Source organism: Pseudomonas sp. OA65 (assembly GCF_017498305.1).
In the GTDB taxonomy this organism is placed as follows: Bacteria; Pseudomonadota; Gammaproteobacteria; order Pseudomonadales; family Pseudomonadaceae; genus Aquipseudomonas; species Aquipseudomonas zanjanensis.
In genome coordinates this window covers 14,418-37,722 of sequence record NZ_JAGDEZ010000028.1, presented here as the reverse complement: position 1 = coordinate 37,722, position 23,305 = coordinate 14,418, and the positions used below count along the sequence as shown (strand labels likewise).

Annotated in this window: 22 protein-coding genes; 9 read left to right on the top strand and 13 right to left on the bottom strand. The window is 62.0% G+C overall.

Annotated elements, in window-relative coordinates; all coding sequences use genetic code 11:
- Nucleotides 1-287 precede the first annotated feature (287 nt).
- Nucleotides 288-722, bottom strand: a complete 435-nt coding sequence (locus tag J3361_RS21090; RefSeq protein ID WP_207966152.1) for a DcrB-related protein — start codon at nucleotides 720-722, stop codon at nucleotides 288-290.
- An 18-nt stretch (nucleotides 723-740) separates the two neighbouring features.
- Complete coding sequence (locus J3361_RS21085) at nucleotides 741-2,672, bottom strand: type VI secretion system Vgr family protein (protein ID WP_207966151.1); 1,932 nt, start codon at nucleotides 2,670-2,672, stop codon at nucleotides 741-743.
- Nucleotides 2,673-2,947: 275 nt separating this feature from the next.
- On the opposite strand from J3361_RS21085, the gene J3361_RS21080 reads away from it, so the two are divergent.
- From J3361_RS21080 to J3361_RS21055, 6 genes are all read left to right on the top strand, one after another.
- Nucleotides 2,948-3,382 carry a DcrB-related protein gene (locus J3361_RS21080; RefSeq protein WP_207966150.1) on the top strand — a complete coding sequence of 145 codons (435 nt, stop codon included), beginning with the start codon at nucleotides 2,948-2,950 and terminating at the stop codon, nucleotides 3,380-3,382.
- Between the two features lie 35 nt (nucleotides 3,383-3,417).
- Nucleotides 3,418-4,683: a PAAR domain-containing protein gene (locus J3361_RS21075; RefSeq protein WP_207966149.1), complete on the top strand. Its 1,266-nt coding sequence runs from the start codon at nucleotides 3,418-3,420 to the stop codon at nucleotides 4,681-4,683.
- 19 nt (nucleotides 4,684-4,702) lie between these two features.
- On the top strand, nucleotides 4,703-4,966 hold the full coding sequence (locus J3361_RS21070; RefSeq protein WP_207966148.1) for a hypothetical protein: 264 nt from the start codon (nucleotides 4,703-4,705) through the stop codon (nucleotides 4,964-4,966).
- Between the two features lie 6 nt (nucleotides 4,967-4,972).
- On the top strand, nucleotides 4,973-5,395 hold the full coding sequence (locus J3361_RS21065) for a GTP pyrophosphokinase (protein WP_207966147.1): 423 nt from the start codon (nucleotides 4,973-4,975) through the stop codon (nucleotides 5,393-5,395).
- A 68-nt stretch (nucleotides 5,396-5,463) separates the two neighbouring features.
- Nucleotides 5,464-5,997: a hypothetical protein gene (locus J3361_RS21060; protein WP_207966146.1), complete on the top strand. Its 534-nt coding sequence runs from the start codon at nucleotides 5,464-5,466 to the stop codon at nucleotides 5,995-5,997.
- A gap of 66 nt (nucleotides 5,998-6,063) precedes the next feature.
- Nucleotides 6,064-6,330 (top strand): hypothetical protein, encoded by a 267-nt coding sequence (locus J3361_RS21055; RefSeq protein WP_243458960.1) that lies wholly within the window; start codon nucleotides 6,064-6,066, stop codon nucleotides 6,328-6,330.
- 166 nt (nucleotides 6,331-6,496) lie between these two features.
- Here J3361_RS21055 and J3361_RS21050 read toward each other — a convergent pair whose 3' ends face one another.
- The 11 genes from J3361_RS21050 to tssA form a co-directional block, all read right to left on the bottom strand.
- Nucleotides 6,497-8,437 (bottom strand): type VI secretion system tip protein VgrG, encoded by a 1,941-nt coding sequence (locus tag J3361_RS21050; RefSeq protein WP_207966144.1) that lies wholly within the window; start codon nucleotides 8,435-8,437, stop codon nucleotides 6,497-6,499.
- Between the two features lie 159 nt (nucleotides 8,438-8,596).
- Nucleotides 8,597-11,275, bottom strand: a complete 2,679-nt coding sequence (gene tssH, locus J3361_RS21045; RefSeq protein ID WP_207966143.1) for a type VI secretion system ATPase TssH — start codon at nucleotides 11,273-11,275, stop codon at nucleotides 8,597-8,599.
- Nucleotides 11,268-12,317: a type VI secretion system baseplate subunit TssG gene (gene tssG, locus J3361_RS21040; protein ID WP_207966142.1), complete on the bottom strand. Its 1,050-nt coding sequence runs from the start codon at nucleotides 12,315-12,317 to the stop codon at nucleotides 11,268-11,270. Before tssG ends, tssH begins: the two co-directional genes overlap by 8 nt.
- Nucleotides 12,281-14,140 (bottom strand): type VI secretion system baseplate subunit TssF, encoded by a 1,860-nt coding sequence (gene tssF, locus J3361_RS21035; protein WP_207966141.1) that lies wholly within the window; start codon nucleotides 14,138-14,140, stop codon nucleotides 12,281-12,283. The genes tssG and tssF overlap by 37 nt, the downstream gene beginning before the upstream one ends.
- Entirely contained in the window at nucleotides 14,137-14,649 is a 513-nt protein-coding gene (gene tssE, locus J3361_RS21030; RefSeq protein ID WP_039593609.1) for a type VI secretion system baseplate subunit TssE, read from the bottom strand. The genes tssF and tssE overlap by 4 nt, the downstream gene beginning before the upstream one ends.
- Entirely contained in the window at nucleotides 14,643-15,080 is a 438-nt protein-coding gene (locus tag J3361_RS21025) for a hypothetical protein (RefSeq protein ID WP_207966140.1), read from the bottom strand. Before J3361_RS21025 ends, tssE begins: the two co-directional genes overlap by 7 nt.
- Nucleotides 15,080-15,529 carry a type VI secretion system amidase effector protein Tae4 gene (locus J3361_RS21020; protein ID WP_207966139.1) on the bottom strand — a complete coding sequence of 150 codons (450 nt, stop codon included), beginning with the start codon at nucleotides 15,527-15,529 and terminating at the stop codon, nucleotides 15,080-15,082. Before J3361_RS21020 ends, J3361_RS21025 begins: the two co-directional genes overlap by 1 nt.
- 81 nt (nucleotides 15,530-15,610) lie before the next feature.
- Nucleotides 15,611-16,099: a type VI secretion system tube protein Hcp gene (locus J3361_RS21015; protein ID WP_003177228.1), complete on the bottom strand. Its 489-nt coding sequence runs from the start codon at nucleotides 16,097-16,099 to the stop codon at nucleotides 15,611-15,613.
- Between the two features lie 220 nt (nucleotides 16,100-16,319).
- Nucleotides 16,320-17,816 carry a type VI secretion system contractile sheath large subunit gene (gene tssC, locus J3361_RS21010; protein WP_186710263.1) on the bottom strand — a complete coding sequence of 499 codons (1,497 nt, stop codon included), beginning with the start codon at nucleotides 17,814-17,816 and terminating at the stop codon, nucleotides 16,320-16,322.
- A gap of 2 nt (nucleotides 17,817-17,818) precedes the next feature.
- On the bottom strand, nucleotides 17,819-18,325 hold the full coding sequence (gene tssB, locus J3361_RS21005) for a type VI secretion system contractile sheath small subunit (RefSeq protein WP_003177230.1): 507 nt from the start codon (nucleotides 18,323-18,325) through the stop codon (nucleotides 17,819-17,821).
- Nucleotides 18,326-18,406: 81 nt separating this feature from the next.
- Nucleotides 18,407-19,444 (bottom strand): type VI secretion system protein TssA, encoded by a 1,038-nt coding sequence (gene tssA, locus J3361_RS21000; protein WP_207966138.1) that lies wholly within the window; start codon nucleotides 19,442-19,444, stop codon nucleotides 18,407-18,409.
- 417 nt (nucleotides 19,445-19,861) lie between these two features.
- Between tssA and tagH the strand changes: the two genes are divergently transcribed.
- From tagH to tssK, 3 genes are all read left to right on the top strand, one after another.
- Nucleotides 19,862-21,379: a type VI secretion system-associated FHA domain protein TagH gene (gene tagH, locus J3361_RS20995; protein ID WP_207966137.1), complete on the top strand. Its 1,518-nt coding sequence runs from the start codon at nucleotides 19,862-19,864 to the stop codon at nucleotides 21,377-21,379.
- A 68-nt stretch (nucleotides 21,380-21,447) separates the two neighbouring features.
- The gene (gene tssJ / locus J3361_RS20990) at nucleotides 21,448-21,954 is read left to right on the top strand and encodes a type VI secretion system lipoprotein TssJ (RefSeq protein WP_060740022.1); all 507 of its coding nucleotides are present in this window, start codon (nucleotides 21,448-21,450) and stop codon (nucleotides 21,952-21,954) included.
- 15 nt (nucleotides 21,955-21,969) lie between these two features.
- Nucleotides 21,970-23,304 carry a type VI secretion system baseplate subunit TssK gene (gene tssK, locus J3361_RS20985; protein ID WP_207966136.1) on the top strand — a complete coding sequence of 445 codons (1,335 nt, stop codon included), beginning with the start codon at nucleotides 21,970-21,972 and terminating at the stop codon, nucleotides 23,302-23,304.
- Nucleotide 23,305 lies beyond the last annotated feature (1 nt).

Genomic DNA, 23,305 nt, shown 5'->3' with positions numbered 1-23,305 from the left:
CAGAGCGGGTACCTTTTGTTCCATCTTCAACTTCCCAACCATCGTCAATCCTCTGTGGGAGCAAGCCTGCTCGCGATGGGGCCCGATCAGTCAACCTCATCAGCGTCTGACCCACTGCTTTCGCGAGCAAGCCCGCTCCCGCATTTGATCCGGGGTGAGTTCGAATTCCCTGGCCGCCGCTAATCCCCTGTGGGAGCGGGCTTGCTCGCGAAGGCGTCGGTACATCCGGCACCCATATAGCTGACCCATCGCAATCGCGAGCAGGCTCGCTCCCACAGGGATGGTCGTCAGGCCGGGGTATCGAACACCAGCGAACCTTTGATCGTCGCCCAATGCGCCGCTTCGGCATCGCCGAGTTTCTCGGCTTTCACATAACTGAGGGCCAGCATCTTGCGGGTGCCGGGCAGTACCAGTGCGAGCTGATACTGGAAAACCTTTTCATTGCCCTTGTCGAACTGGCTGCGCAATTCGATGGCTTCGACTTCCTGGTTGTCGCCCACGCGCACGGTGGCGCCCGGCTGGCAGCGCAGTTGCTGGACCTGTTTTTCCAGGCGCTTGAGTTGGTCGTCGAGGTTGCTTTGCAGCGTCTCGCCCTCGGCCAGCAGGCTGCGGCTGATGATCAAGGAGGTGCCCAGTTCCGGGAACTTGAGGATGTTGATCGTAGCGTCCAGCAACTCGCTTGGCGGCAGCTGGAGCTGGAATTCATTGAGGCGGTAAGTCATGGCGCTTGAATCTCGAAGTTAGCCCTTGGGGAACGCGGCGCTGATGTTGGCGTCGATGCTGCCCTTGACGCCTTGGCCGTCAGGCGTGGCACCGGGGCCGCCGCCGTTGTTCAGGTGCAGCACGCCGCCAGTGTTGAACTCGGCGTCGCCGCTGGCGTAAAAGCTGATCTGCACGCCGGTCAGGTTGATCTGGCCGCTGGCGTTGAGCTCCAGGATGCTTTCACCGCACACCAGGCGCAGGTTTTCACCCACCTCGATGACGTAGCTCTGGCTGATGCTGTCGGTCTTGCGCTGGCCCACCGAGAGGATGTCCTCCTGCTTGACGATGCGCAGGCGGTTGTTGCCGATGGTCACCGTTTCGTTGTGGCCGATGCTTTTGTTGCGGTCGTGGCCCACCGAATGGCTCTCGTCCACCTCGACCACGATGTCCTGGTTGCGCTCGGCATGGATGTACAACTGCTCGGCGCCTTTCTTGTCTTCCATGCGGATTTCATTGAAATTCGCCGGCGTGCCGCCCTTGCTCGAACGGCTTTTCATGCCGCTCTGGGTCGCGTTATCTGGCAGGTCGTAGGGCACGGTCTGCTCGGCGTTGTAGACGCGGCCGGTGATGATCGGCCGGTCCGGGTCGCCCTCAAGGAAGCTGACGATGACTTCCTGGCCGATGCGTGGGATCTGCATCGAGCCCCAGTTTTTTCCGGCCCAGGATTGCGACACCCGGATCCAGCACGAGCTGTTCTCGTTGGACTGGTCGTGACGGTCCCAATAGAAATGCACCTTCACCCGGCCAAACTGATCGGTCCAGATTTCCTCGCCCTTGGGGCCGACCACCAACGCGGTTTGCGGGCCTTTGACGATGGGGCGGTGAGTAATCGCCAACGGACGATAACTCTGCTGGGCGTCGATGCAGGTCAGGCTGCTTTCGAACTGCGCGGTCGGCGCGCCGCCACCGGTCTCGCCGCTTTCCTGGGAGAGGTAGTAGCGGGCACCGACGATCAGGTATTCGCGGTTCTGGTCCTGGCGGCTGAAGCCGGTGAGGCTGAACAGATGCCCCGAGCCCAGGCCTCGGGCGTTGCCCGCCAGCTCCACCTGTTCGTGCAGGGTCTGCAAGGCCTCGATGCGGGTGCGGGCGTAGTGTTCGCCATCGGTGCTTTGCACGTAGGTGCCGGGATAGTCGTACAGCGGATAGTCGCCAGCCGTGTGCGGGCGCGGCATGGCTGAGCGCACGTCGATGCGTGCGCTGGGGCGCTGGAAATCGTAGTCGTTGAGCTCAAGCGAACCGGGCTGGACTTCCTGGGCCAGGTGCCAATCATGAATATGATCGCGCTCGCGCTGTTGCTCATTCTTCGGGTAGTAGGGCACCGAGCCGTAGCCGGGTGCCGTGGTGTGGGCTCCGTAAGCGTCGGCCAGCACCAGCACATGTCGACCTTGCTCATGGCGGAAGAAATAGTAGATCCCTTCCTGTTCCATCAAGCGGCTGACGAAATCGAAGCTGGTCTCGCGATATTGGACGCAGTATTCCCACTCCCGATAGGGGTGGCTCAAGGCGTCTTCGAAATCGGAAAAACCCAGGTCGCGAAACACCTGCTTGATGATCTGCGGGATGGTCAGGTTCTGAAAAATGCGGCAATCGGAGGTGCGGGTCAGCAGCCACAACCACGGGCGCAAGGTGGCCTGATAGCTGGCGAACTGGCCCTGGTCGACGTTCTGACTGCAACGGGCGACGATGCCATGGAAGTAGCGCTCGCCACCACCGTCGAGCTGCAGGCTCACGCACATGGGCTTGCCGAGCAGTTGGTTGAGGTCGATGGCGTTGTCCAGCGAGTGCAACTGCAACTCGTAGTTGAACAGCCGCCCCAGCTCTTCGCCGCCGCCCATGTCCTTGAGCAGCAGAACCTCGGGTCCGAGGGGGCTGGTGATCTTGGCCAGGCGTGTGGCTTGGTTGAATAACATCAATTATCCCTTGTTGATGCCTTGCATCCTCGTAGGAGCTGTCGAGCAACGCGAGGCTGCGATCTTTGCCCAGACCCTTGAGTCTAAAGCGAAAGATCAAAAGATCGCAGCCTTCGGCAGCTCCTACGGGGCGCTTGATCGCTAGAGTAGTGACGCTGATCGCATAATGTAGTTTGTTACGCGGGGCAGAGGAACCCGGTTCTTGATTGTTCCCAGGCATTACTTGAATATCTGCTCCTTCGCGCGTCACCTCACGTCCATGGAAAGCGATTACTGTGACCTCTTACCGCATTCAAGAAGCCGATCTCGAAATCCCCGATGCCTGGCAGGACCAGAGCATCAATATTTTCAAGCTGCCGGCCGTCGGTCCCGCTAAAGAAGCCAGTTTTGTAATCAGCCGCGATGCCACCCAGGGCGACGCGCCCTTTGCCGAGTACGTGGACCGCCAGCTCAAAAGCGCGGAGCAGCAACTGCCGGGCTTCAAGCTGGTCCAGCGCTGGGACACGGTGCTGCAGGGGCTCACCACCACGTTGCTGGATTACACCTGGCAACGGGAGGGGCGTGAACTGATGCTGCGCCAGGTGTTCATCGAGCGTAAGCCGGCGGTGCTGATCACCACCCTGACCACTACACCGAGCGATTTCCCTTATCACGAGCCGGCCTGGAAGCTGGCGATGCATTCGTTCAAGCCACAGCCGCCGATTGCCTGAGCATCGACACGTCCCACTGAGTACTCATACACATCATGGATGCACAGGCTGCAGCACGTCTGGGGGATGAAATAGCCCACGGGTTCGGGTTGGCCGCGATGGTCGCCGGAGCCGTGGCCGGCGCCTTGATTGGCGCCGCGGTCGTTGCCGCGACGGTGGCCACGGGCGGCGTGGCCCTGGCGATCATGGCCGGCTCGATTGCCGCCGGCGGCTTGTCGATGTTCCAGATCGTCAAAGGCCTTTCCACCATCTTCAACCTGCCCGAGCCCACCACGGGGGCGTTGATCATGGGCAGCTTCAACGTCTACATCAACGACCGCAATGCCATGCGGGCGGGCGAAGACACGTCATCTTCCTGCACCGGGTTGCCGATGAACCACCCGATCTGGCCCTTCCCGGTGCTGATCGCCGAAGGCAGCGCCACGGTGTTCATCAACGGCAAGCCGGCGGCGCGCTTGCACAGCAAAATGGTCTGTGGCGCTCACATCAAGACCGGCAGCCCGAATACCTTTATCGGTGGGCCGACGGTGTCGGTGGCGTTTGTTCTGGATCTTGAAGGGTGGATGCACACCGGCTTGGAGGTGTTGGGGTTGTTGGCGGCAGGTGCTGCGTTGGTCATGGCCGCCATGGCGGGTATCGCCGTGCTCGTCGAGTTCGTGGTGGTGGGCGGATTGATCCTGGGGGGCATGGAGCTGCTAGGCGATTTAGGTGATCGTCTGGGGCCAGGCTATCGGGACTTGCTGCAAGGTGTCGCCGGCATGGCGATGTTGGGGCTGAGCCCGAAAATGGCGAAGGCGGCCAAGCCTGCCGAACTGCCGCCGCCCAAGTACAAGCCTGGCGTGACCGAGGCCGATATCCTGGCCATGCCGAAAGGCTCGCGACCCGATGCCGACAAGTATTTGTCACCCCAGTATGTGAAGGAACACTTGGCCCAGTTCGAGAACGGTGCCTCACGTTTCACCACAAAGGCCAACCTGGACAAGTACGGCATCGCCCAGCGCGATGGCACGACATTCCTCATGCCCAAGGCTGAAGCCGATCAACTGATTGCCAATGCCAAGGGCGATAAGAGGGCATTGGAGAAGGCGCTGGGGCTGCCAGAAAATACCCTGGAAAGTAGTACCCTTGTGCGGGTCGATATTCCCGCGCCTAAAGAAATGAACCTGCGGATTCCTTCAGGTAACGAGGCCGGCGCCAACGAGTTCTGGATTCCTGGCGGCAAGCTGCCGACGGGTGCCAGCGAGGCGGTCATCGATGCCGGGGACATTTTGCCCAAAGACTTCAGTTGGACGCCGTTATGACCGTAGAGGTAAGCAAATCATGAAATTCCAAGATGTTCTGGTCAGTCGCGAGCACATGTTCTCCGTGGGTATCGAACAGGAATCGGGTCGATTCTATGTCTCCATACCGGTCAGCAACGGCATGGCCGACTACGAGGAATATTATGAAATCAATCAGGCGACCTTCGAGCTGTTCAAGCGTGACCCGGATGCCGCGCTGCCGTTTGTGGCGCGTTGCAGGAAGCGTGAGCTGGACGAACTATTGATTGTCCAGCCGGGAACGAACCGCGGCACGGCCATCTGATCGCCAATGAGCATTCTGGACGCTGCAATCGCCCTGGCTTCAAGGGTCCACGCGGGCCAGGTGGATAAGGCCGGCAAGCCCTACATCCTCCACCCGTTGCGCCTGATGATGAAGTTCGACGGGCTTGAAGAGCAACTGGTCAGCCTGTTGCATGATGTGGTCGAAGACGGCGATGTCACGCTGGATGAGCTGCGCGGGCTTGGCATTCCCGAGGTCGCGGTGACGGCTATCGACTGCCTGACCAAGCGCCCGGGCGAATCCTATGAACAATTCATCGACCGGATTCGTCCCAATCCACTGGCGACCAAAGTGAAAATAGCGGACATCCACGACAATCTTGACCTTACCCGGCTGCCCGTCGTGCGAGACAAGGACCTGGAGCGCGCCGCGAAATATCATCGGGCATTGCGTTACCTGCAAGAGCAATGAAAGGTGGCCATCCCACACAATAACGACATCAATTTCCTGCTCGCGAACCCGGATGTAGTGAGAATCCAATGAGTGCCACCCTAGAAAACGTATTGCTGCTGGCCCTGGCCAATGATGAGCTGGATAAATTCCTCGTCGGCGAGCCGTTCTACTTCCAAGAAGCCAAGAACGATAACGAAGAGCCGCAGAACATCGTCGCGGCTTTCGATTTGCTGGTGCTGCGTTACTGGCAACAGACCCGCGACCCCCAGTTTCCCGGGCGCTTCGTGGCGGCTTTGCTCAAGATTCTCGCGACTTATCCTGATCGTAATCGGGCGATTTATGTCGCCGCGGTGTGGGTCTGGTACTACCGGTTTTGCCTGAGCAAAAAGCAGGCACAACCCGAGGGGCTTTATGCCGACCTGTTCGAGATCGATATGGGGGCTGTAGCGCTGGCCCTCCAGCGCCAGCTTGAGCTCAACAAGGCTGAGCTCGTCCAGGACACGCGGTGGGCGGGCGGTACTTGGAACAGCCAGAACGGCCTGTGGGGGCCGCTGATGCGCACCGCCCTGGCCGTCCGGGATAAGCTGGGCGGCCCTGACTTCGTGCCGGTCAATTTCTGAGTGATTGATGGTGTGCTGAAGGCCTACGTGGAAAGAGCCGACGGTGACTCGATTGGTGTTCGAATCATGGATAACGCGCTGGATTCTTCCCTGCGCGCTATCGGGTTTTCGAATGCGGCAGAGAAAGATGTCTACGTTTTGCAGGTCGCGGATAACAAGCAGAAGGCTAAGGTATTCGATGAGCTCCGTTCATTGGGCGTGGCCTTTTCGGCGGGCAAGGAATGGTGCCCCTCCGAAGTTTTCGAATATCTTCGTGACGAGCAACTGCTGAGCGGCAAGTACTTGCGAGTCGCGTGGACGCAGCCCGGTCAATACCGGCTTACGAACGAGTGAAATTTGAAGATGGACTCTGTGGCGAGGGAGCTTGCTCCCGCTTGAGTGCGAAGCACTCACAAAGGGGGCTGCTTCGTAGCCCAGCGGGAGCAAGCTCCCTCGCCACGGGATCATCGTTTACTTAAGTGAGCAGCGTTGCAGCCAGGGGCGGCTCCGGCGGTGAACCTCAGTGTTTGGCCCTTGCCGGGAACAAAGCTTTTACTGCCGCATCGATAACACCCTTGATGCCCTTGCCCTTGGCATCCACTTCGCTGGCGCCTCCGGAGTTCAAGTCCAAACGGCCGCCGGTGTCGATGTTGCCATTGCCACTGGCGTAGATATTGAACGCGGTGCCCGAGATGTTGATCTCGCCACTGGCATTGAACTCCAGCACGCTTTTGCCACACACCAGTCGAATCTGCGAGCCCGCTTCCACGAGGTATTGGGTGCTGATGCTGTCGCTCTTGGTGCCGCCGACGAGCAAGGCATCGTTGCGCTGCACGGCCCGCAGTCGGTCTTGGCCAATGCGTACGGTTTCGTTGTGGCCGATGCTTTTATTGCGGTCGTGGCCCACCGAATGGCTCTCGTCCACCTCGACCACGATGTCCTGGTTACGCTCGGCGTGGATGTACAACTGCTCGGCGCCTTTCTTGTCTTCCATGCGGATTTCGTTGAAATTCGCCGGCGTGCCGCCCTTGCTCGAACGGCTTTTCATGCCGCTCTGGGTGGCATTGGCGGGCAAGTCATAGGGCACGGTCTGTTCGGCGTTGTACACGCGACCGGTGATGATCGGCCGGTCCGGGTCGCCTTCGAGGAAACTGACGATCACTTCCTGGCCAATTCGCGGGATCTGCATCGAGCCCCAGTTTTTCCCGGCCCAAGCCTGCGACACACGAATCCAGCACGAGCTGTTTTCGTTGGATTGGTCGTGACGGTCCCAGTAGAAATGCACCTTCACCCGGCCGAACTGATCAGTCCAGATTTCCTCGCCCTTGGGACCCACCACTAACGCAGTCTGCGGGCCTTTGACGATAGGGCGATGGGTGATGGGCAGTGGCCGATAGCTTCGCTGGGCGTCGATACAGGTCAGGCTGCTTTCGAACTGCGCCGAAGGCGCGCCACCGCCGGTTTCGCCGCTTTCCTGGGAAATGTAGTAGCGGGCGCCGACGATCAGGTATTCGCGGTTCTGGTCCTGGCGGGTGAAGCCGGTGAGGCTGAACAGATGCCCCGAGCCCAGGCCCCGAGCGTTACCGGCCAGCTCGACCTGTTCGTGCTGGGTCTGTAAGGCTTCGATGCGGGTGCGGGCGTAGTGTTCGCCGTCCTGGCTCTGCACGTAGGTGCCAGGGTAGTCGTACAGGGGATAGTCGCCGGCAGTGTGCGGGCGCGGCATGGCCGAGCGTACGTCGATGCGTGCGCTGGGGCGCTGAAAATCGTAGTCGTTGAGCTCAAGCGAACCGGGCTGGACTTCCTGGGCCAGGTGCCAGTCGTGGATGTGGTCACGCTCGCGCTGCTGCTCGTTCTTGGGGTAGTACGGCACTGAGCCGTAGCCGGGCGCCGTGGCGTGGGCTCCATAAGCGTCGGCCAGCACCAGCACATGCCGACCCTGCTCATGGCGGAAGAAGTAGTAGATCCCTTCCTGCTCCATCAAGCGGCTGACGAAATCGAAGCTGGTCTCGCGATATTGGACGCAGTATTCCCACTCGCGATAAGGCCGGCTCAAGGCGTCTTCGAAATCGGAAAAGCCCAGGTCGCGGAACACCTGCTTGATGATCTGCGGGATGGTGAGGTTCTGGAAAATCCGGCAATCGGAGGTGCGGGTCAGCAGCCACAGCCACGGGCGCAGGGTGGCCTGGTAACTGGCGAACTGGCCCTGGTCGACGTTCTGGCTGAAACGGGCGACGATGCCATGGAAGTAGCGCTCGCCACCGCCGTCGAGTTGCAGGCTCACGCACATGGGTTTGCCGAGCACCTGATTGAGGTCGATGGCGTTGTCCAGCGAGTGCAGTTGCAGCTCATAGTTGAACAGCCGCCCCAGTTCTTCGCCGCCGCCCATGTCCTTGAGCAGCAGTACCTCGGGTCCGAGGGGGCTGGTGATCTTGGCCAGGCGGGTGGCTTGGTTGAATAACATCGAATGTTCCGTGCAAATGGTAGTAACTGAAGGAGCCCAATACCCACTGTGGGAGCGGGCTTGCTCGCGAAGGCGGTGTGCCAGTCAGCATCAATGGCACTGACAGATCGCCTTCGCGAGCAAGCCCGCTCCCACAGGGTCATGCGGTGTTACCTGAAGTCAGGCCGCGTCGCTGAAATCGTACTGCAATTCGTTGTCCACGGCGCTGATCCGCACCCCGGCCAACGCCTTGCCTTCGAGCATGCGGGTCAGGAACTCGCGGCTCATGTCCGGCAGCAGGCTGTTGGTCAGGATGGTGTCGATCATGCGCCCGCCGCTTTCGGTTTCGGTGCAACGGGAGACGATCAGATTGATCACCGCGTCGTCGTAGTCGAAGGCGACTTTGTGGGTGCTCTCTACGCGCTTCTTGATGCGGTTGAGTTGCAGGCGGGTGATGGCCTTGAGCATCTCATCGCTGAGCGGGTAGTACGGGATCGTCACCAGGCGTCCAAGCAAGGCCGGCGGGAAAATTTCCAGCAGCGGTTGGCGCAACGCCTTGGCGATTTCTTCCGGCTCGGGAACGTTCTGCGGGTCTTTGCAGACCTGGGCGATCAACTCGGTGCCGGCGTTGGTGGTCAGCAGGATCAAGGTGTTCTTGAAGTCGATCACCCGGCCTTCGCCGTCCTCCATCACGCCTTTGTCGAACACCTGGAAGAAGATCTCATGCACGTCCGGGTGGGCTTTTTCCACTTCGTCCAGCAGCACCACGCTGTACGGTTTGCGCCGCACGGCTTCGGTCAGCACACCGCCTTCGCCGTAGCCGATGTAGCCCGGCGGCGCGCCCTTGAGGGTGGACACGGTGTGGGCTTCCTGGAACTCACTCATGTTGATGGTGATGACGTTCTGCTCGCCGCCGTACATGGCTTCGGCCAGGGCCAGGGCGGTTTCGGTCTTGCCCACGCCGGAGGTGCCGGCGAGCATGAACACGCCAATCGGCTTGCTCGGATTGTCGAGGCCGGCGCGGGAGGTCTGGATGCGCTTGGCGATCATCTGCAAGGCATGGTCCTGGCCGATGATGCGTTTTTTCAGGTGCTGGTCGAGGTTGAGCACGGTTTCCAGTTCGTTGCGGGCCATGCGGCCCACCGGGATACCGGTCCAGTCGGCGACCACCGAGGCCACGGCCTGGTAATCCACGGTCGGCAGGATCAGCGGGGTTTCACCTTGCAGGGCGGTGAGGCGCTGTTGCAGGTCCACCAGTTTCTCGCGCAGTTCATGACTGGTTTCGCTGCCATCCTCGCTGTCCACCACGCCGACGCGTTCGCGCAGGGTCGCGCGAGTTTCCAGCAGTTCGTCCACCAGGGTTTTCTCTTCGGCCCAGCGGCTTTCCAGCTCGGCCAGGCGCTCGCGCTCGGCGTTCAGCAGGCTTTCGCTGTGGGTCTGGCGGGTGCCGATGACCACGCCAATCGCGTGCTCACGGGCGATGATTTGCAGCTCGGTTTCCAGCGCTTCGATGCGCCGCCGGCTGTCGTCCACTTCGGCCGGCACGGCATGCAGGCTGATGGCGACGCGGGCACAGGCGGTGTCCAGCAGGCTCACGGATTTGTCCGGCAGCTGGCGCGCGGGAATGTAGCGGTGGGACAGCTTGACCGAGGCTTCCAGGGCTTCGTCGAGGATCTGCACCTGGTGGTGTTTTTCCATGGTCGAGGCCACGCCGCGCATCATCAGCAGGGCCTTGTCTTCCGACGGCTCGGCCACTTGCACCACTTGGAAACGGCGGGTCAGGGCCGGGTCTTTTTCGATGTGCTTCTTGTACTCGGCCCAGGTCGTGGCGGCCACGGTGCGCAAGGTGCCACGGGCCAACGCCGGTTTGAGCAGGTTGGCCGCGTCGCCCGTGCCGGCGGCGCCACCGGCACCCACCAGGGTGTGGGCTTCGTCGATGAACAGGATGATCGGTTTCGGCGAGGCCTGGACGTCTTCGATGACTTGGCGCAGGCGTTGTTCGAATTCGCCTTTCATGCTCGCGCCGGCTTGCAACAGGCCCACGTCGAGGCTGCGCAATTCCACGTCCTTGAGGGCCGGCGGCACGTCGCCAGCGACGATGCGCAGGGCGAAGCCTTCGACCACGGCGGTCTTGCCCACGCCGGCTTCGCCGGTGAGGATCGGGTTGTTCTGCCGGCGGCGCATGAGGATGTCCACCAGTTGGCGGATCTCTTCGTCACGGCCGACGATCGGGTCGAGCTTGCCGCTGCGGGCCTGCTCGGTGAGGTCGACGGTGAAGCGCTTGAGGGCTTCCTGCTTGCCCATGGCGGCCGGGGCCATGGCGCCGCTGGCTTCGCCCGGCACGGCGCCGGCATTGAAACCGTCGCTGGCGGTCAGGGCGTTTTCCGGCGAATCGCCGACGTATTCGTCAAAGCGTTCGCTCAGGGCTTCGACCTTGACCTTGTCGAACTCCGACGACAGGCCCAGCAGCGCGTGGCGCAGGCTTGGCGTCTTGAGGATGCCCAGCACCAGGTAACCGGTGCGCACCTGGCTTTCGCCGAACATCAGGCTGCCATAGACCCAGCCGCGTTCCACGGCTTCTTCCACGTGGGACGACAGGTCGGTGATCGACGTCGAACCCCGTGGCAAACGATCCAATGCCTCGGTGAGGTCGCGGGCCAGGCGCGCCGGCTCGATGTTGAATTGGCGGATGATGCGGTGCAGGTCCGAGTCCTGCAGTTGCAGCAACTGGTGAAACCAGTGGGCCAGTTCCACATAAGGGTTACCGCGCAACTTGCAGAACACGGTGGCGGCTTCGATGGCTTTGTAGGCCACGCTGTTGAGTTTGCCGAACAACGCGGCGCGACTGATTTCACCCATGCTCATGGCTCCTTGAGGTCTGTGAGGTGTTGGCCTGTTCGGCGTAATGCCGGGCCAGTATTAAATCGTTGGCATCTTTTTCAGGACGTCCCAGCCAGGTGTTGAAGCCCAGGCGGAAACGGCCATTGAGTTGTAGTGCGGGCACTTCGGGCTGTTCCAGGACCAGGTTCAGGTCCCAATCCAACTCGTGGCCCAGGTATTCGGCGACCCAGGCCACCAGCTCGTTGAACGGTTGGCTGCCGGGCAGCATGCCCATGTAGTCAACGAGCTTGAGTGGCCCCAGGCGAATGCGGAATTTGTGCTGGCGGTCCCACACGAAGCGGCCCAGGCAGAAGTCCACGCCCAGTTGCGCGTTGACACCGACGCGGCTGCGTTCCGGCAGTTCCAGCCATTGGCCGACGTATTCTTCGATTTCCACCGGCAGGCCGAAGTACTCGCTGAGGATCGCTTTCAAACCGTCCGGGTAGCGGGTCTGCGCCGACAGGTGGCCGCTGTAGTGCAGTTTCGCCGTGTCGGGGATCAGCCCTTGGTTGAGCAGGCTCGGCATGCCCCGACCGCTGAGGGCCGCCAGGCGCGCCGACCAATAATCATCGTCCGGACGGTCGTGGCTGACCGTCGGCCGCGCTTCGGCCCAGGCCCGATAGAACAGGCTGAGCAGGCGATGGTGGAACACGTCGAGAAAGCGCTTGCTGGTGCTGTCGGCGTTGTTGCGCTGGCGTTCGCGCACGTATTCGGTGATGTGCAGCGGCATCGGGCCGTTGGGGCCGCCGAGGCCGAAGAAGAATTGCTCCAGGCGCGCCGGCGTACCGTCGCCGCCCGGTTGCACCGAGGCGAGGGTGGCCGGGGCGAAGGTGCAGTCGGCCTGTTGCCCGAGGCGCAACGGGTCATCGGCCAGGCGCAGGGAATGGCCCAGGCGCGGCAGCTCGGGGGATTCGCACTCGATGCGCCGCAACGCCTGGAAGAAATCGTATTCCCAGGGTTCCTGGTGCATCGCCTCCAGGGTACTCACAGGGTCGGACGACGTCCGGGCTTGGCTTTCCATCGCATGATCTCGCCGCGTTCGGTGGTACGGATCACCGTCTCGGTAAAACTGTTGATCGACACGTAGCGTGCCAGGAAGCGCTCGAACACCGCACCGAGCAGGAACACCCCGGTGCCGCGAAACGCGTTTTCATCGAATTCCAAGGTGATCTCCAGGCCACGACCGAACACGATCGGGCCGGGCATCGGCAAGCGCCGGGTGCAGGCCTTGCTGCTGACTTCCCGCAGTCCTTCGATCTGCAATTGCAGGGCCGCGTCGTTGCTGTCGCCGTACAGGCGCAGCAGTTCACGCAGGGCCGCGGCGCCTTGGCCTTGCTCGCTCAACGACAAGTAGTTCAGCGACAACTGGCTGATCAACCGCCAGGCCTTGGCGTCGTGGGCGTGGCTGGCCCGTGGTCGACTGGGTCCGGCCACGCAGCGCACGGCGCCCACCGGGGCACTGTCGGCGAGGGTGAAGTCAGTCTTGCCGTTGCCCACGCTCATGAACAGCGGCAGGTCGCGGTTGGTGCACAGCGCGGTCACGCCAAGTTGGCGCAGGTCATGGCGGTAGGGCGCTTGCTGGCTGTCCACCAGGCTGACGAAGGTTTCGCTGCCGATGTAGGTCGAGCGCGGGCCGTTGCGTCGTTGGTCGCTGGACAGCACGCGCGGTTCGCGCCGCACGGTGTAGTAGGCCTGGTCGCGGCCATAACGGGACGGATCGCGCACGGCGTAGAACGGCAGGAACGGTTGCTCCGGCCCGGTGCCGTGGCCGGTGAGGCCGCTCAGGGAATGCACTTCGAAATCCATCGGCCGGGTACGGTCGGCGATCACGTGGTGTTCGTTGACCCGTTCCGACAAGTGAATGCGATCCAGGCGCTTGGGAAACAGGTTGATGGCCGGGGTGCAGAACGGCAGGAATTGCGAAGCCCCGACGCTGCCTTCCAGGCTCGGATCGTGACGGTCGAACAACACGATCAGCTCCAGCTCCTGGCCGTCGCAGCGTTTGACCGCGCGGCTCAACTGGGTGAAGTCGACAAACAGGAAACGGTGGGGCAGGGCGAAGTATTCCTGCAGCAGGCGATAGCCCTGGAAGGCCCGCGACACCACCGGCAACGCGGCGTCGGCATCGTCGAAGCCGCGCGAGCGCAACGCATCCTGGGGCAGCCGCTCCACCCAGTCGCCGCCAGGCTTGCGGGCGAACACCGCGCAGGCATTGCCCAGCAGTTGTTCGTAGAGGCGGAAGGGCTGTTCGTCGGCGCCGTTCAGGTACAGCGGCAGGTTGTCCAGGGCCAGGCTGTTGAACGGCAGCTCGGCGCCAGTGCGCAGGGTCAGGCGCAGGCCGGCCTTGGCTTTCGGCTCGCTGGCGGCCAGGCGCCCGAGCACGGCGGACGGGTTGCCGAAGTATTCGGCCTGGCTGACCTGCAACGGCCACAACGTCACCGCGTGGGCGGTGCGGTACTCGCAGCAGGTCTGGGTTTCACGCCCCAGGGCGGCACGCAGGACGGTATCGCGCGGCAGCGGGAAACCACTGCTCAGCGAGCCTTCGTCCGGGTCGGCCTGCATCTGCACCACGGTCATCGACGGCGTCGGCGCCAGGTAATGCGGGTAGGCGATTTCCAGCAGGTTGTGGGTGAAGGTCGGGTACTCGGCGTCGAGCTTGAGCTGAACCCGGGCCGTCAGGTAAGCAAAGCCTTCCAGCAGGCGCTCGACATAGGGGTCGGCGCAGTCCATGCCGGCCAACGTCAGCCGACTGGCGATCTTGGGATATTCCTTGGCGAACTCCGCCGCGCTTTCGCGCACATGGTGCAGTTCCTGGTTGTACAGTTCCAGCAGGCGCGGGTTCATGGGCGTCTCCGCTGATCGGCGTTGACCACGCGCACATGGCCGGTTTCCAGGTCCAGGTCGGTTTGCAGCATCAGCCGCAGCGGCACGGGCTGGGCCCAGAGGTCGCCTTCGATCTCGAAACTCAACGCGTTATGGTTCATCTCGGCCGTCGCCCGGGCCCGCACCCGCAGGGTGTGGCGCAGGATGCGCGGTTCGAAGGTGGCAATGGCCTGGTGGATCAAGGTTTCCAGGGCCGAGACATCGACGTTCGACGCGCTGTTGCCGGCCAGCGCCGGCAGGCCGAAATTCACCACCGACGTGCCCGCCGGGGTGTGCAGCGTGGCATCGGCGTCGAGCAGGGACGTGGTGTTGAGCAGCCACGCCAGGTCACGCAGCACCGAGGCCTTCAATTGGGTCAGGGAGAGCACGCGCTTGTCGGCGCTTTCCTTGGGGTTGGTCGGATCGTCGTCGGTCAACCGGTCCAATAGGGAGGGTTGGAGGCGATCACGGGTGGCGATTTCGGTTACCACCGAAAGAGCGCCGTATACATTTTTTGATCCCATTGGCCAGGGCCGCAGGAGGCGAACTGACTCACATCCGAGACCTCCAGTGTTTCCTTGATCAGGCGTACTGCTTGAATTTTGGTCAAGCAATCGCGGCTGGGAGCGGGCATGTGTTCGCTGCGCTCGACCAAGAAAATCGGCACTTGGTTGAACGTCTCCACACGCAGTTGCTTGTCCGGACCCAGGCTGAACTGGCAAGGCCATTCCATATCGAGCGTCTGGTGGCTTTGGTCAGGTTTAACGAGCGTGCAGCGACCTTGAACGTCAGTCAGGCTCACTGGATGCCCGACGAAGACCGCTTGAATTGGGGCTGGCGCAGTGGCTGTTTCCTGCCCGGCGCACGCGCTTAGACTGACGAGGCTTGCCGCCATCGCCGCAAGAAACAAAGGGCTGCGCATCACGAAAGCTCCCAGAACCAGATGGCCTTGGATCTTGAGAACAGATCACCGCTCTTGGTCAGGCCACGGTTCCACAGGTCGATGTGATCACCCGTAGGTCGGCCGGCAGTGTCGCTGTTCTGTTGGTAGCAGTCTTTGAAGAAGATGATTCCAGTCTTGCCCATCAGCGTTGTGCGATCTGCCACGCTGGTGGTGTAGACCTTCGGCGCGCCGAGGCGGTTCTTCTTCCATAGCCAGTTGGCCAATGACTCCGCGCCGCGGGCATGTCCATGGGCGCATTTGGGATCCAGCGTATAAGTCGAAGTATTGACCGGTAAGGTCTTTTCCCCGCACAAGGCGATGCTCATACGAATAGCGCACTGGTTGATATAGGGACCGTCACAAGCCGGAGTGGCGGACGGGTAGGGCGGATAGCTGTTCCACAAATTGACAAACGAAGGCTTGGCCATGACTCAGATACCACGTGGGAAAGGGTTGGATTCGAGCAAGCACCAAACACCCCCGGCGCGTGGCACCGGGGGCGTGTTCGATTACACCTTGATGTTCTGACGGATGTTCCAGCCGAACTTGACCGGACCGCCTTCCTTGGTGCCGTCGGCTTTCTGTGGCTGGTAGTCCACCAGCACCTTGGCGAAGTTCAGGGTGACGTTTTCGGTCAGGCGATCATCGCTGCCCGAGCCGCCGGTGCTCAGGGAAGTGACCAGCACTTCTTCCAGGTTGATGATCATGTACTCGACCTGGCTTTCACCGCCGGCCTTGCGCACGGTCAGCTTGACCTTGTCGATGTGCTTGCCGCTGGCGCAGTGCATCATCAGGTTCGGCGACGCCTTGTCGACGTACTTGGTCAGGGACAGGTCCTGGACGTTGACCTTGCCCGCACCACCGCCGCTGCCCACGTGCATGTTGCCGGACTGGGACATGCCCCAGCTCCAGTTCAGGACATCGATCTCGTCCTTGTGGGCCTTGTCCATGGACTCGCCCTTGATGTCGCCGATCTTGATGAAAATATCAACAGCCATGTTTTCTCCCTGTGTGGTTTCTAACCACATTGTTTGGTTGACGCTGACCTTGCGAAATCTGTGAACTCAATGAAGATCTCCTGTGGACCACCCTGTGGCGAGGGAGCTTGCTCCCGCTTGGGTGCGCAGCGCCCACAAGAAGGGGCCGCTACGCGACCCAGCGGGAGCAAGCTCCCTCGCCACAAAGGGCCTCCACAGGAAAGCCCATTTCAACTGTTGTTTACGCGCCCTTGGCCGACGGCAGTTTCGATACCAGGCGCAGCGACACGGTCAGCCCTTCGAGCTGGTAGTGCGGGCGCAGGTAGAACTTGGAGTTGTAGTACCCCGGATTGCCTTCGACTTCTTCGACGATCACTTCAGCGGCAGCCAATGGATGCTGGGCCTTGGTGGTCTCGGTGGAGTGCGCCGGGTCACCGTCGACGTAGTTGAGGATCCAGTCCTGCAACCAACGCTGCATCTCGTCCTTCTCTTTGAAGGAACCGATCTTGTCGCGCACGATGCACTTGAGGTAATGGGCGAAACGGCAGGTGGCGAACAGGTACGGCAGGCGCGCGGCCAGGTTGGCGTTGGCGGTGGCGTCCGGGTCGTCGTATTCGGCCGGTTTCTGCAGCGACTGGGCGCCGATGAAGGCCGCGAAATCGGTGTTTTTCTTGTGCAGCAGCGGCATGAAACCGTTCTTCGCCAGTTCCGCTTCACGGCGGTCCGAAATGGCGATTTCGGTTGGGCACTTCATGTCCACGCCACCGTCGTCGGTCGGGAAGGTGTGGGCTGGCAGGTTTTCCACTTCACCGCCGGACTCCACGCCACGGATGCGCGAGCACCAGCCGAAGTGTTTGAACGAACGGTTGATGTTCACCGCCATCGCGTAGGCGGCGTTGGCCCAGGTGTACTTGGAGCTGTCGGCGCCGTCGGTGTTTTCTTCGAAGGCGAAGGCTTCCACCGGGTCGGTCTTGGCGCCGTACGGCAGGCGCGCCAGGAAGCGCGGCATGGTCAGGCCGATGTAGCGCGAATCTTCCGATTCACGCAGCGAGCGCCAGCCGGCGTATTCCGGAGTGGTGAAGATCTTGGTCAGGTCGCGCGGGTTCGACAGTTCCTGCCACGAGCCCATGCCCATCACGGTCGGCGAGGCCGCAGCGATGAACGGCGAGTGCATGGCCGCGCAGACTTTCGACAGTTCGCCCAGCAGTTCCACGTCCGGTGGCGACTGGTCGAAGTAGTAGTCGCCCACCAGGCAGCCGTAAGGCTCGCCGCCGAACTGGCCGTATTCTTCTTCGTACATCTTCTTGAAGAGCGGGCTCTGGTCCCACGCGGTGCCCTTGAATTTCTTCAGGGTCTTGTGCAGGTCAGGCTTGGAGATGTTGAGCACACGGATCTTGAGCTGCTCATCGGTCTCGGTGTTGTTGACCAGGTAGTGCAGGCCACGCCAGGCGCTTTCCAGTTGCTGGAAGTCCGGGTGGTGGATGACCTGGTTGACTTGGGCGGTGAGCTTGGCGTCGATGGCGGCGATGATCGATTCGATCGACTTGATGGCGTCGTTGGACACCAGGTCGGTCTGCGCCAGGGCTTGCTCGGCCAGGGTGCGCACGGCCGTTTCAACGGCTTCGCGGGCACGCTCGGTCTTGGGTTTGAATTCTTGCAGCAGCAGGGACGCGAACTCGCTGGTTTCTTGGGTCGCACCCAGGTTTTGCACGCCTTCGCGGGCTGTATTGTCAGTCATGATCATTGGTCCTGTGCTGGCTTCGGCGCGCTCGCCAGGGCCTGCAACAGCGCTGGGTCCTTGATCGCCTTCATGATGATTTCTTCGGCGCCGGTCTTGCCGTCCATGTAGGTCAGCAGGTTGGCCAACTGGGTGCGTGCTTCGAGCAGCTTGTTCAACGAGTCGACCTTGCGGGCGACGGCCGCCGGGCTGAAGTCGTCCATGCTTTCGAACGTCAGGTCCAGGCTCAGGTTGCCTTCGCCGGTCAGTTCGTTAGGCACATGGAACGCCACGCGCGGCTGCATGGCCTTGAGGCGCGAGTCGAAGTTGTCGACGTCGATCTCGAGGAACTTGCGGTCGGCCACCGGTGCCAGAGGCTCGGCGGGCTTGCCGGCGAGGTCGGCCATGACGCCCATGACGAAGGGCAACTGGACCTTTTTCTCGGCGCCGTAGAGCTCGACGTCGTACTCGATCTGCACTCGAGGCGCGCGGTTGCGCGCGATGAATTTCTGAGAACTTTGCTTCGCCACGTTGCTGCTCCTGGTCGCTTGAGCGACGGTGTTGGCGTCATCGGGGGTGCCGGTGACGTGACTGCGTGATCCGCTCGCTTTTTATTCGCTGTCTGGGCCGCGCAGGTTTTCAAATTGGCTCATGCCGTCGGGAATCAGGTTGCGCACGATGGCCGCGAAGTCGGCGTGCACCAGATTCTTGGCCCGGTTCAACAGCACCGGCAGCGGGCTGGAGGGCTCATGACGGGTGTAGTAAGCGAGAATCCGGTCCAGGCTGCGCAGCACGTCGTCGCGGTTGTTGATGTCGCCGCTGACGGTGCTGGTGTTGGTATTACGCGGCGCGCTTGTGACACTTGAATGCTCGGTGGGCGCTGGGCTGTCGTCGCTGACGGGCTCGGCCTGGGCGTTGTCGCCGTTCTGCGGGGCGAACTGACCGAGAATCTGCAGGGCCATTTTCAGCGGTTGCTTCAACGGGCCGAGGTCCACGCCTTGGGCGGAACCGACCTGGTCGCTGACTTGCTGTTCGATGGCTTCGGCGGCGCTGCGGGCTTCGAGCAGGGCTGCGCGGGTGGTTTCCAACTGCTCGGGATCGCTGTCGAGCAGGGCCCCGGCGAGCTGTTCGGCGCCGAGGTTTTCATCCGGGAAACTTTGTAGGCCGCTGGCATTGGCGGCGGCGCGCAGGCTGACGGCACCGAAGGTCCGCGAACGGGTCAGGATGCTCTCGCGCAGCAGGCGGATGGTGACATCGGACGTCAGGCCGGCGAGGGCATTGATGCGCACGGTGGGGTCGTTGTCGTCATCGGCGTCCAGGCGCGGATGCAGCTCGGCCCAGTATTGCTTGAGCAGCTCGCTGATCAGCGTCAGCACACGGGCCATGCCCGGCAGGCCTTCGAGGGCCAGGGAGCTTTGCATCAGGTAATGAGTGATGCGCAGGTCTTTGCTGCGCGCAAGCAAGTCCAGGCTCTGTTGCTGGATGCTGCGCCATTCAGGGGGTTCGGCAGGCAGGATCGAATCGCCCATGCTGCGCTCGGGTTGGCCCCGGGAGTCGCGCTCCAGGCGCAGGAAATCCGCGTCATATTCCAGGTCTTCACCGCACGGCGAAGTCGCGGATACGGCGGCGAGCAACAAAGGCACATCCACTTGGATCGATCTCCCTATCACCCGCTTTGAAGAAGTCGGGCAGTTCACACGCAAGTTTCGGATGAAACTCCACATGTTCCTTGACGGTAGTGGCCCTTTAGATTCGCGGTGATCTTAAAGTGCCATCATTAATATTCAAGAAGTTGTGCATTTTTGGTGTAGTACTTATCGCTTGTCAAGGTAAGCTATTTCGCCTGTGTATGCCCTATGTAACAGTTGTGATGCGCTTAACAGCCTGCCCGACCCACCGGTCGACGCGGCGACTGACGTGGGGTTTTTGTCACGCAAGCCGGTTATGATCTGCAATCATGCTGGCAAAAAGCCGTTGTACGGTGGCTGGCAAGGTTGCCGGTGGTTGGTCAGGGCCTGAATCCCTCACCGCCCGCCCGCGCGCGAAGTATTCAGCAAGGAGGCAAGATGCCGCTGTGTTTGACTATCACTAGTTATCACAAAATTACCCCAGGCCAGTGTTCTGAAAAGTCCATGGACCAGGGGGTGATGGCAATTGGCCGCAATTCCGATAATGATTGGGTATTGCCGGACCCCGAGCGTTTGGTTTCCGGCAAACATTGCGTGATTCAATACAAAGACGGGCGTTATTACTTGACCGATAACAGCACTAATGGTGTGGAATTGGTCAAGGCCGGTGTGCGCCTGCGCAAGGGCAACAGCGAACCCCTGCAAGACGGCGAAGTGATTCGCATCGGTGATTATGAAATCCAAGCCCGCGTGGATTTCAGTCTGCCGGTCACCGATAGCAACCCGTTCGCCGAGTCTCCCAGCAGTTTCGAGGCCTTGATGGGGCAACAGAGCGCCCCCGTGTATGCGCCGTCGCCGATTTCCGCGCCGTCACCAGTCCAAGTGCCCGCGCATTTCCAGGGTGTGTCGGCCATGGACACCCTGCCGGACCTGTTCGATTTCCTGGCCCCGAGCAGCGTCCCTCCGGCCACCCAGCCAGACCATGTCCCGGCCGAGCAACACAATTTCCGCCCACCGACGCCGATTGCCCAGCCGAGCCCGCCGCCGGTGATCGAGCCGGTGATAGCGCCTTCCGCCTCGGTGATTCCGGACGACTGGGACCCGTTCAGCGACAAGCCTGCGCCGATGGCGGTTGCGCCGCTGCCCGTGGCCCCGCCGCCGGTGCCGTTACCGCCGGTGGTCGAGCCAGTCGCGACGCCTGTTGCGCAGCCGCCGCTCGCCGACATCTTTGCTGACATCATTGCACCGCCGCCGGCCCCTGTGCCTGAAGCGTCGGTCACCCGTGTCGAGCCCCCGGTCGCACCGCCTGTTGCTCCGGTTACCCCGGTTGCTCCAGTAACTCCGACTGCTCCGGCCGAGTCTGCCCAACCCGACTTGCTGCAAGCCTTCCTGCGCGGTGCCGGGCTGGACCAGTTGCGCCTGGACAAGGCCAACGCCGAAGCGCAGATGGAAAACATCGGGCGCAGTTATCGCTTGATGGTCGAAGGCCTGATCGATGTCCTGCGCGCCCGCAGCAGCCTCAAGGGTGAGTTCCGCATCCAGCAGACGATGATCCAGCCGGTGGAAAACAACCCGCTGAAATTCGCTCCCAATGTCGATGAAGCCCTGTTGTTGCTGTTGCGCCACGGCAACCAGGCGTTCATGGCCCCGGACGCGGCGGTGCGCGACAGTTTCGATGACTTGCGGGCCCACCAACTGGCGGTGATGGCCGGTGTGGAAGCGGCCATCAAGCATTTGCTGGGGCGCTTCGAACCGGCGCAACTGGAAGAGCGCATGGCCAAGCCCGGAGGACTGTCGGGTATTTTCAGCGGCTCTCGACAGGCCCAGTACTGGCAGCAATTCACCGAGCTCTACAGCAACATTTCCCGGGAAGCCCAGGAGGATTTCCAGGACCTGTTTGGCCGTGAGTTCAGTCGCGCCTACGAAGAACACAGCACGCGACAGCGACGCCGTTGAGCGGCGTCGCCTTATAACAATACTGATAAGCCCACAACGGATAGCTCAAACGTCATTGAGGACGCAGGATGATTCCCAGGTTTTTACTCGCAGTTGCCACCGCGCTTCTGCTGACGGCGTGCGCCAAGGATGCGGCCAACCCCCAGCCCGAAGAAGCTGAGGCCGACACCGCCGCCATCGAGCTGCATTTCCATGCCATTGCCGGCCTCAACCCCGGCGCCACCGGCCAGCCGGCCCCAGTCCGGGTGCGCATTTTCGAACTGAAAAATGCCGCGACCTTCGGCCGTTCCGATTATTTCGCCTTGGCCGAACGGGCCCAGGCCACGCTGGGCGCCGACCTGATCGACCAGGACGAGGTGCTGATCCAGCCCGGCCAGCAACTGAGCCTGCAACGCGACCTCGACCCGGCCACGCGGCACATCGGAATACTGGTGGGCTATCGCGAGCTGGACCAGTCGCTGTGGCGCACGGTGATGAATGTCCCAGCGCGTGAATACACCGAATACCAGATCAGCCTCGATGTGCGCGCCGTGCGCAGCGCCGTCGTCGTTCCCCCATCCAGCCCTGCCCAATAAGCAATCGGAGCCCCCATGTCCTGGAACAATCGCGTGGTCTGGTCGGAAGGCATGTTCATTGGAACGCAGCACTTCCAACAGCATGACCGTTACCTGGAAAACCTCATCGACGCACGCAGCCGCCCGTTGTCGGCCGGCGCCTGGGGGTTTTCCGAATTGCTGATCGACCAGGGCCTGCTGGCCCAAGGCAAGCTGGCGATCATTTCGGCGCGGGGCCTGCTGCCGGACGGTACGCCGTTCAATATTCCCCAGGATGACCTGGCGCCAACCCCGCTGAACGTCGATGACAACCTGCGCGACGGCCTGGTGTACCTGGCCTTGCCACTCAAGCGTGCCGGTGCCCGCGACACCGTGGATGAAGGCGAAGATCTCGGCGCTGCGCGTTATGTGAGCCAGGTCTGCGAAGTGCGCGACGACAACGCACCGTTCGAAAACCGCGCACCCGTGGCCCTCGGCTCCCGGGCGTTGCGGTTGTTGACCGAACAGGATGGCATCGGCGACTACGCCGCCATCGGCGTGGTGCGCATCAAGGAAAAACGCGCCGACCGCGCGTTGGTGCTCGACGACAATTACATCCCGCCGCTGCTGGATGTCATCGCTTCCAAACCGCTGGCGGCGTTCCGCAGCGAACTGCTGGGCCTGCTGCACCAGCGTGGCGAAGCCTTGGCCGGGCGGGTGGTGGCGTCCGGTGCCGGTGGCGCCTCGGAAATCGCCGACTTCATGTTGCTGCAACTGGTCAACCGCGCCCAGCCGCTGATCCAGCACCTGAGCCAGTTGAGCCCGCTGCACCCCGAGCGTTTCTACAGCGAGCTGGTGAGCCTGGCCGGCGAGTTTTCCACGTTCACCGCGTCCGGACGACGACCGCAGCAATACCCGCCTTACCAACACGATGACCTCGCGCTGAGCTATGCGCCGGTGATGCAGGCCCTGCGCGAAGCCCTGTCGATGCTGATCGACAGCAAGGCGACGCCGATTCCGATTGTCGAGAAAGCCTACGGCATCCACGTGGCGATGCTGGCTGACAAGACCCTGCTCGACAGCGCCAGTTTCATCCTGGTGGTGCGCGCCGACGTGCCGGCCGAGACCCTGCGCGCCCGCTTCGGCCAGCAGAGCAAGGTCGGTTCGGTGGAGCACATCCGCGACCTGGTCAACCTGCAACTGCCGGGCATCGGCCTGTTGCCATTGCCGGTGGCGCCACGGCAGTTGCCGTACCACGCCGGTTCCACCTACTACGAACTCGACCGGGGCAGCGACCACTGGCAGCAGTTGAGCAACTCCGGCGGCTTTGCGTTCCACATCGCCGGCCAGTTCCCAGGGCTGAACCTGGCGTTCTGGGCGATCCGAGGATAAT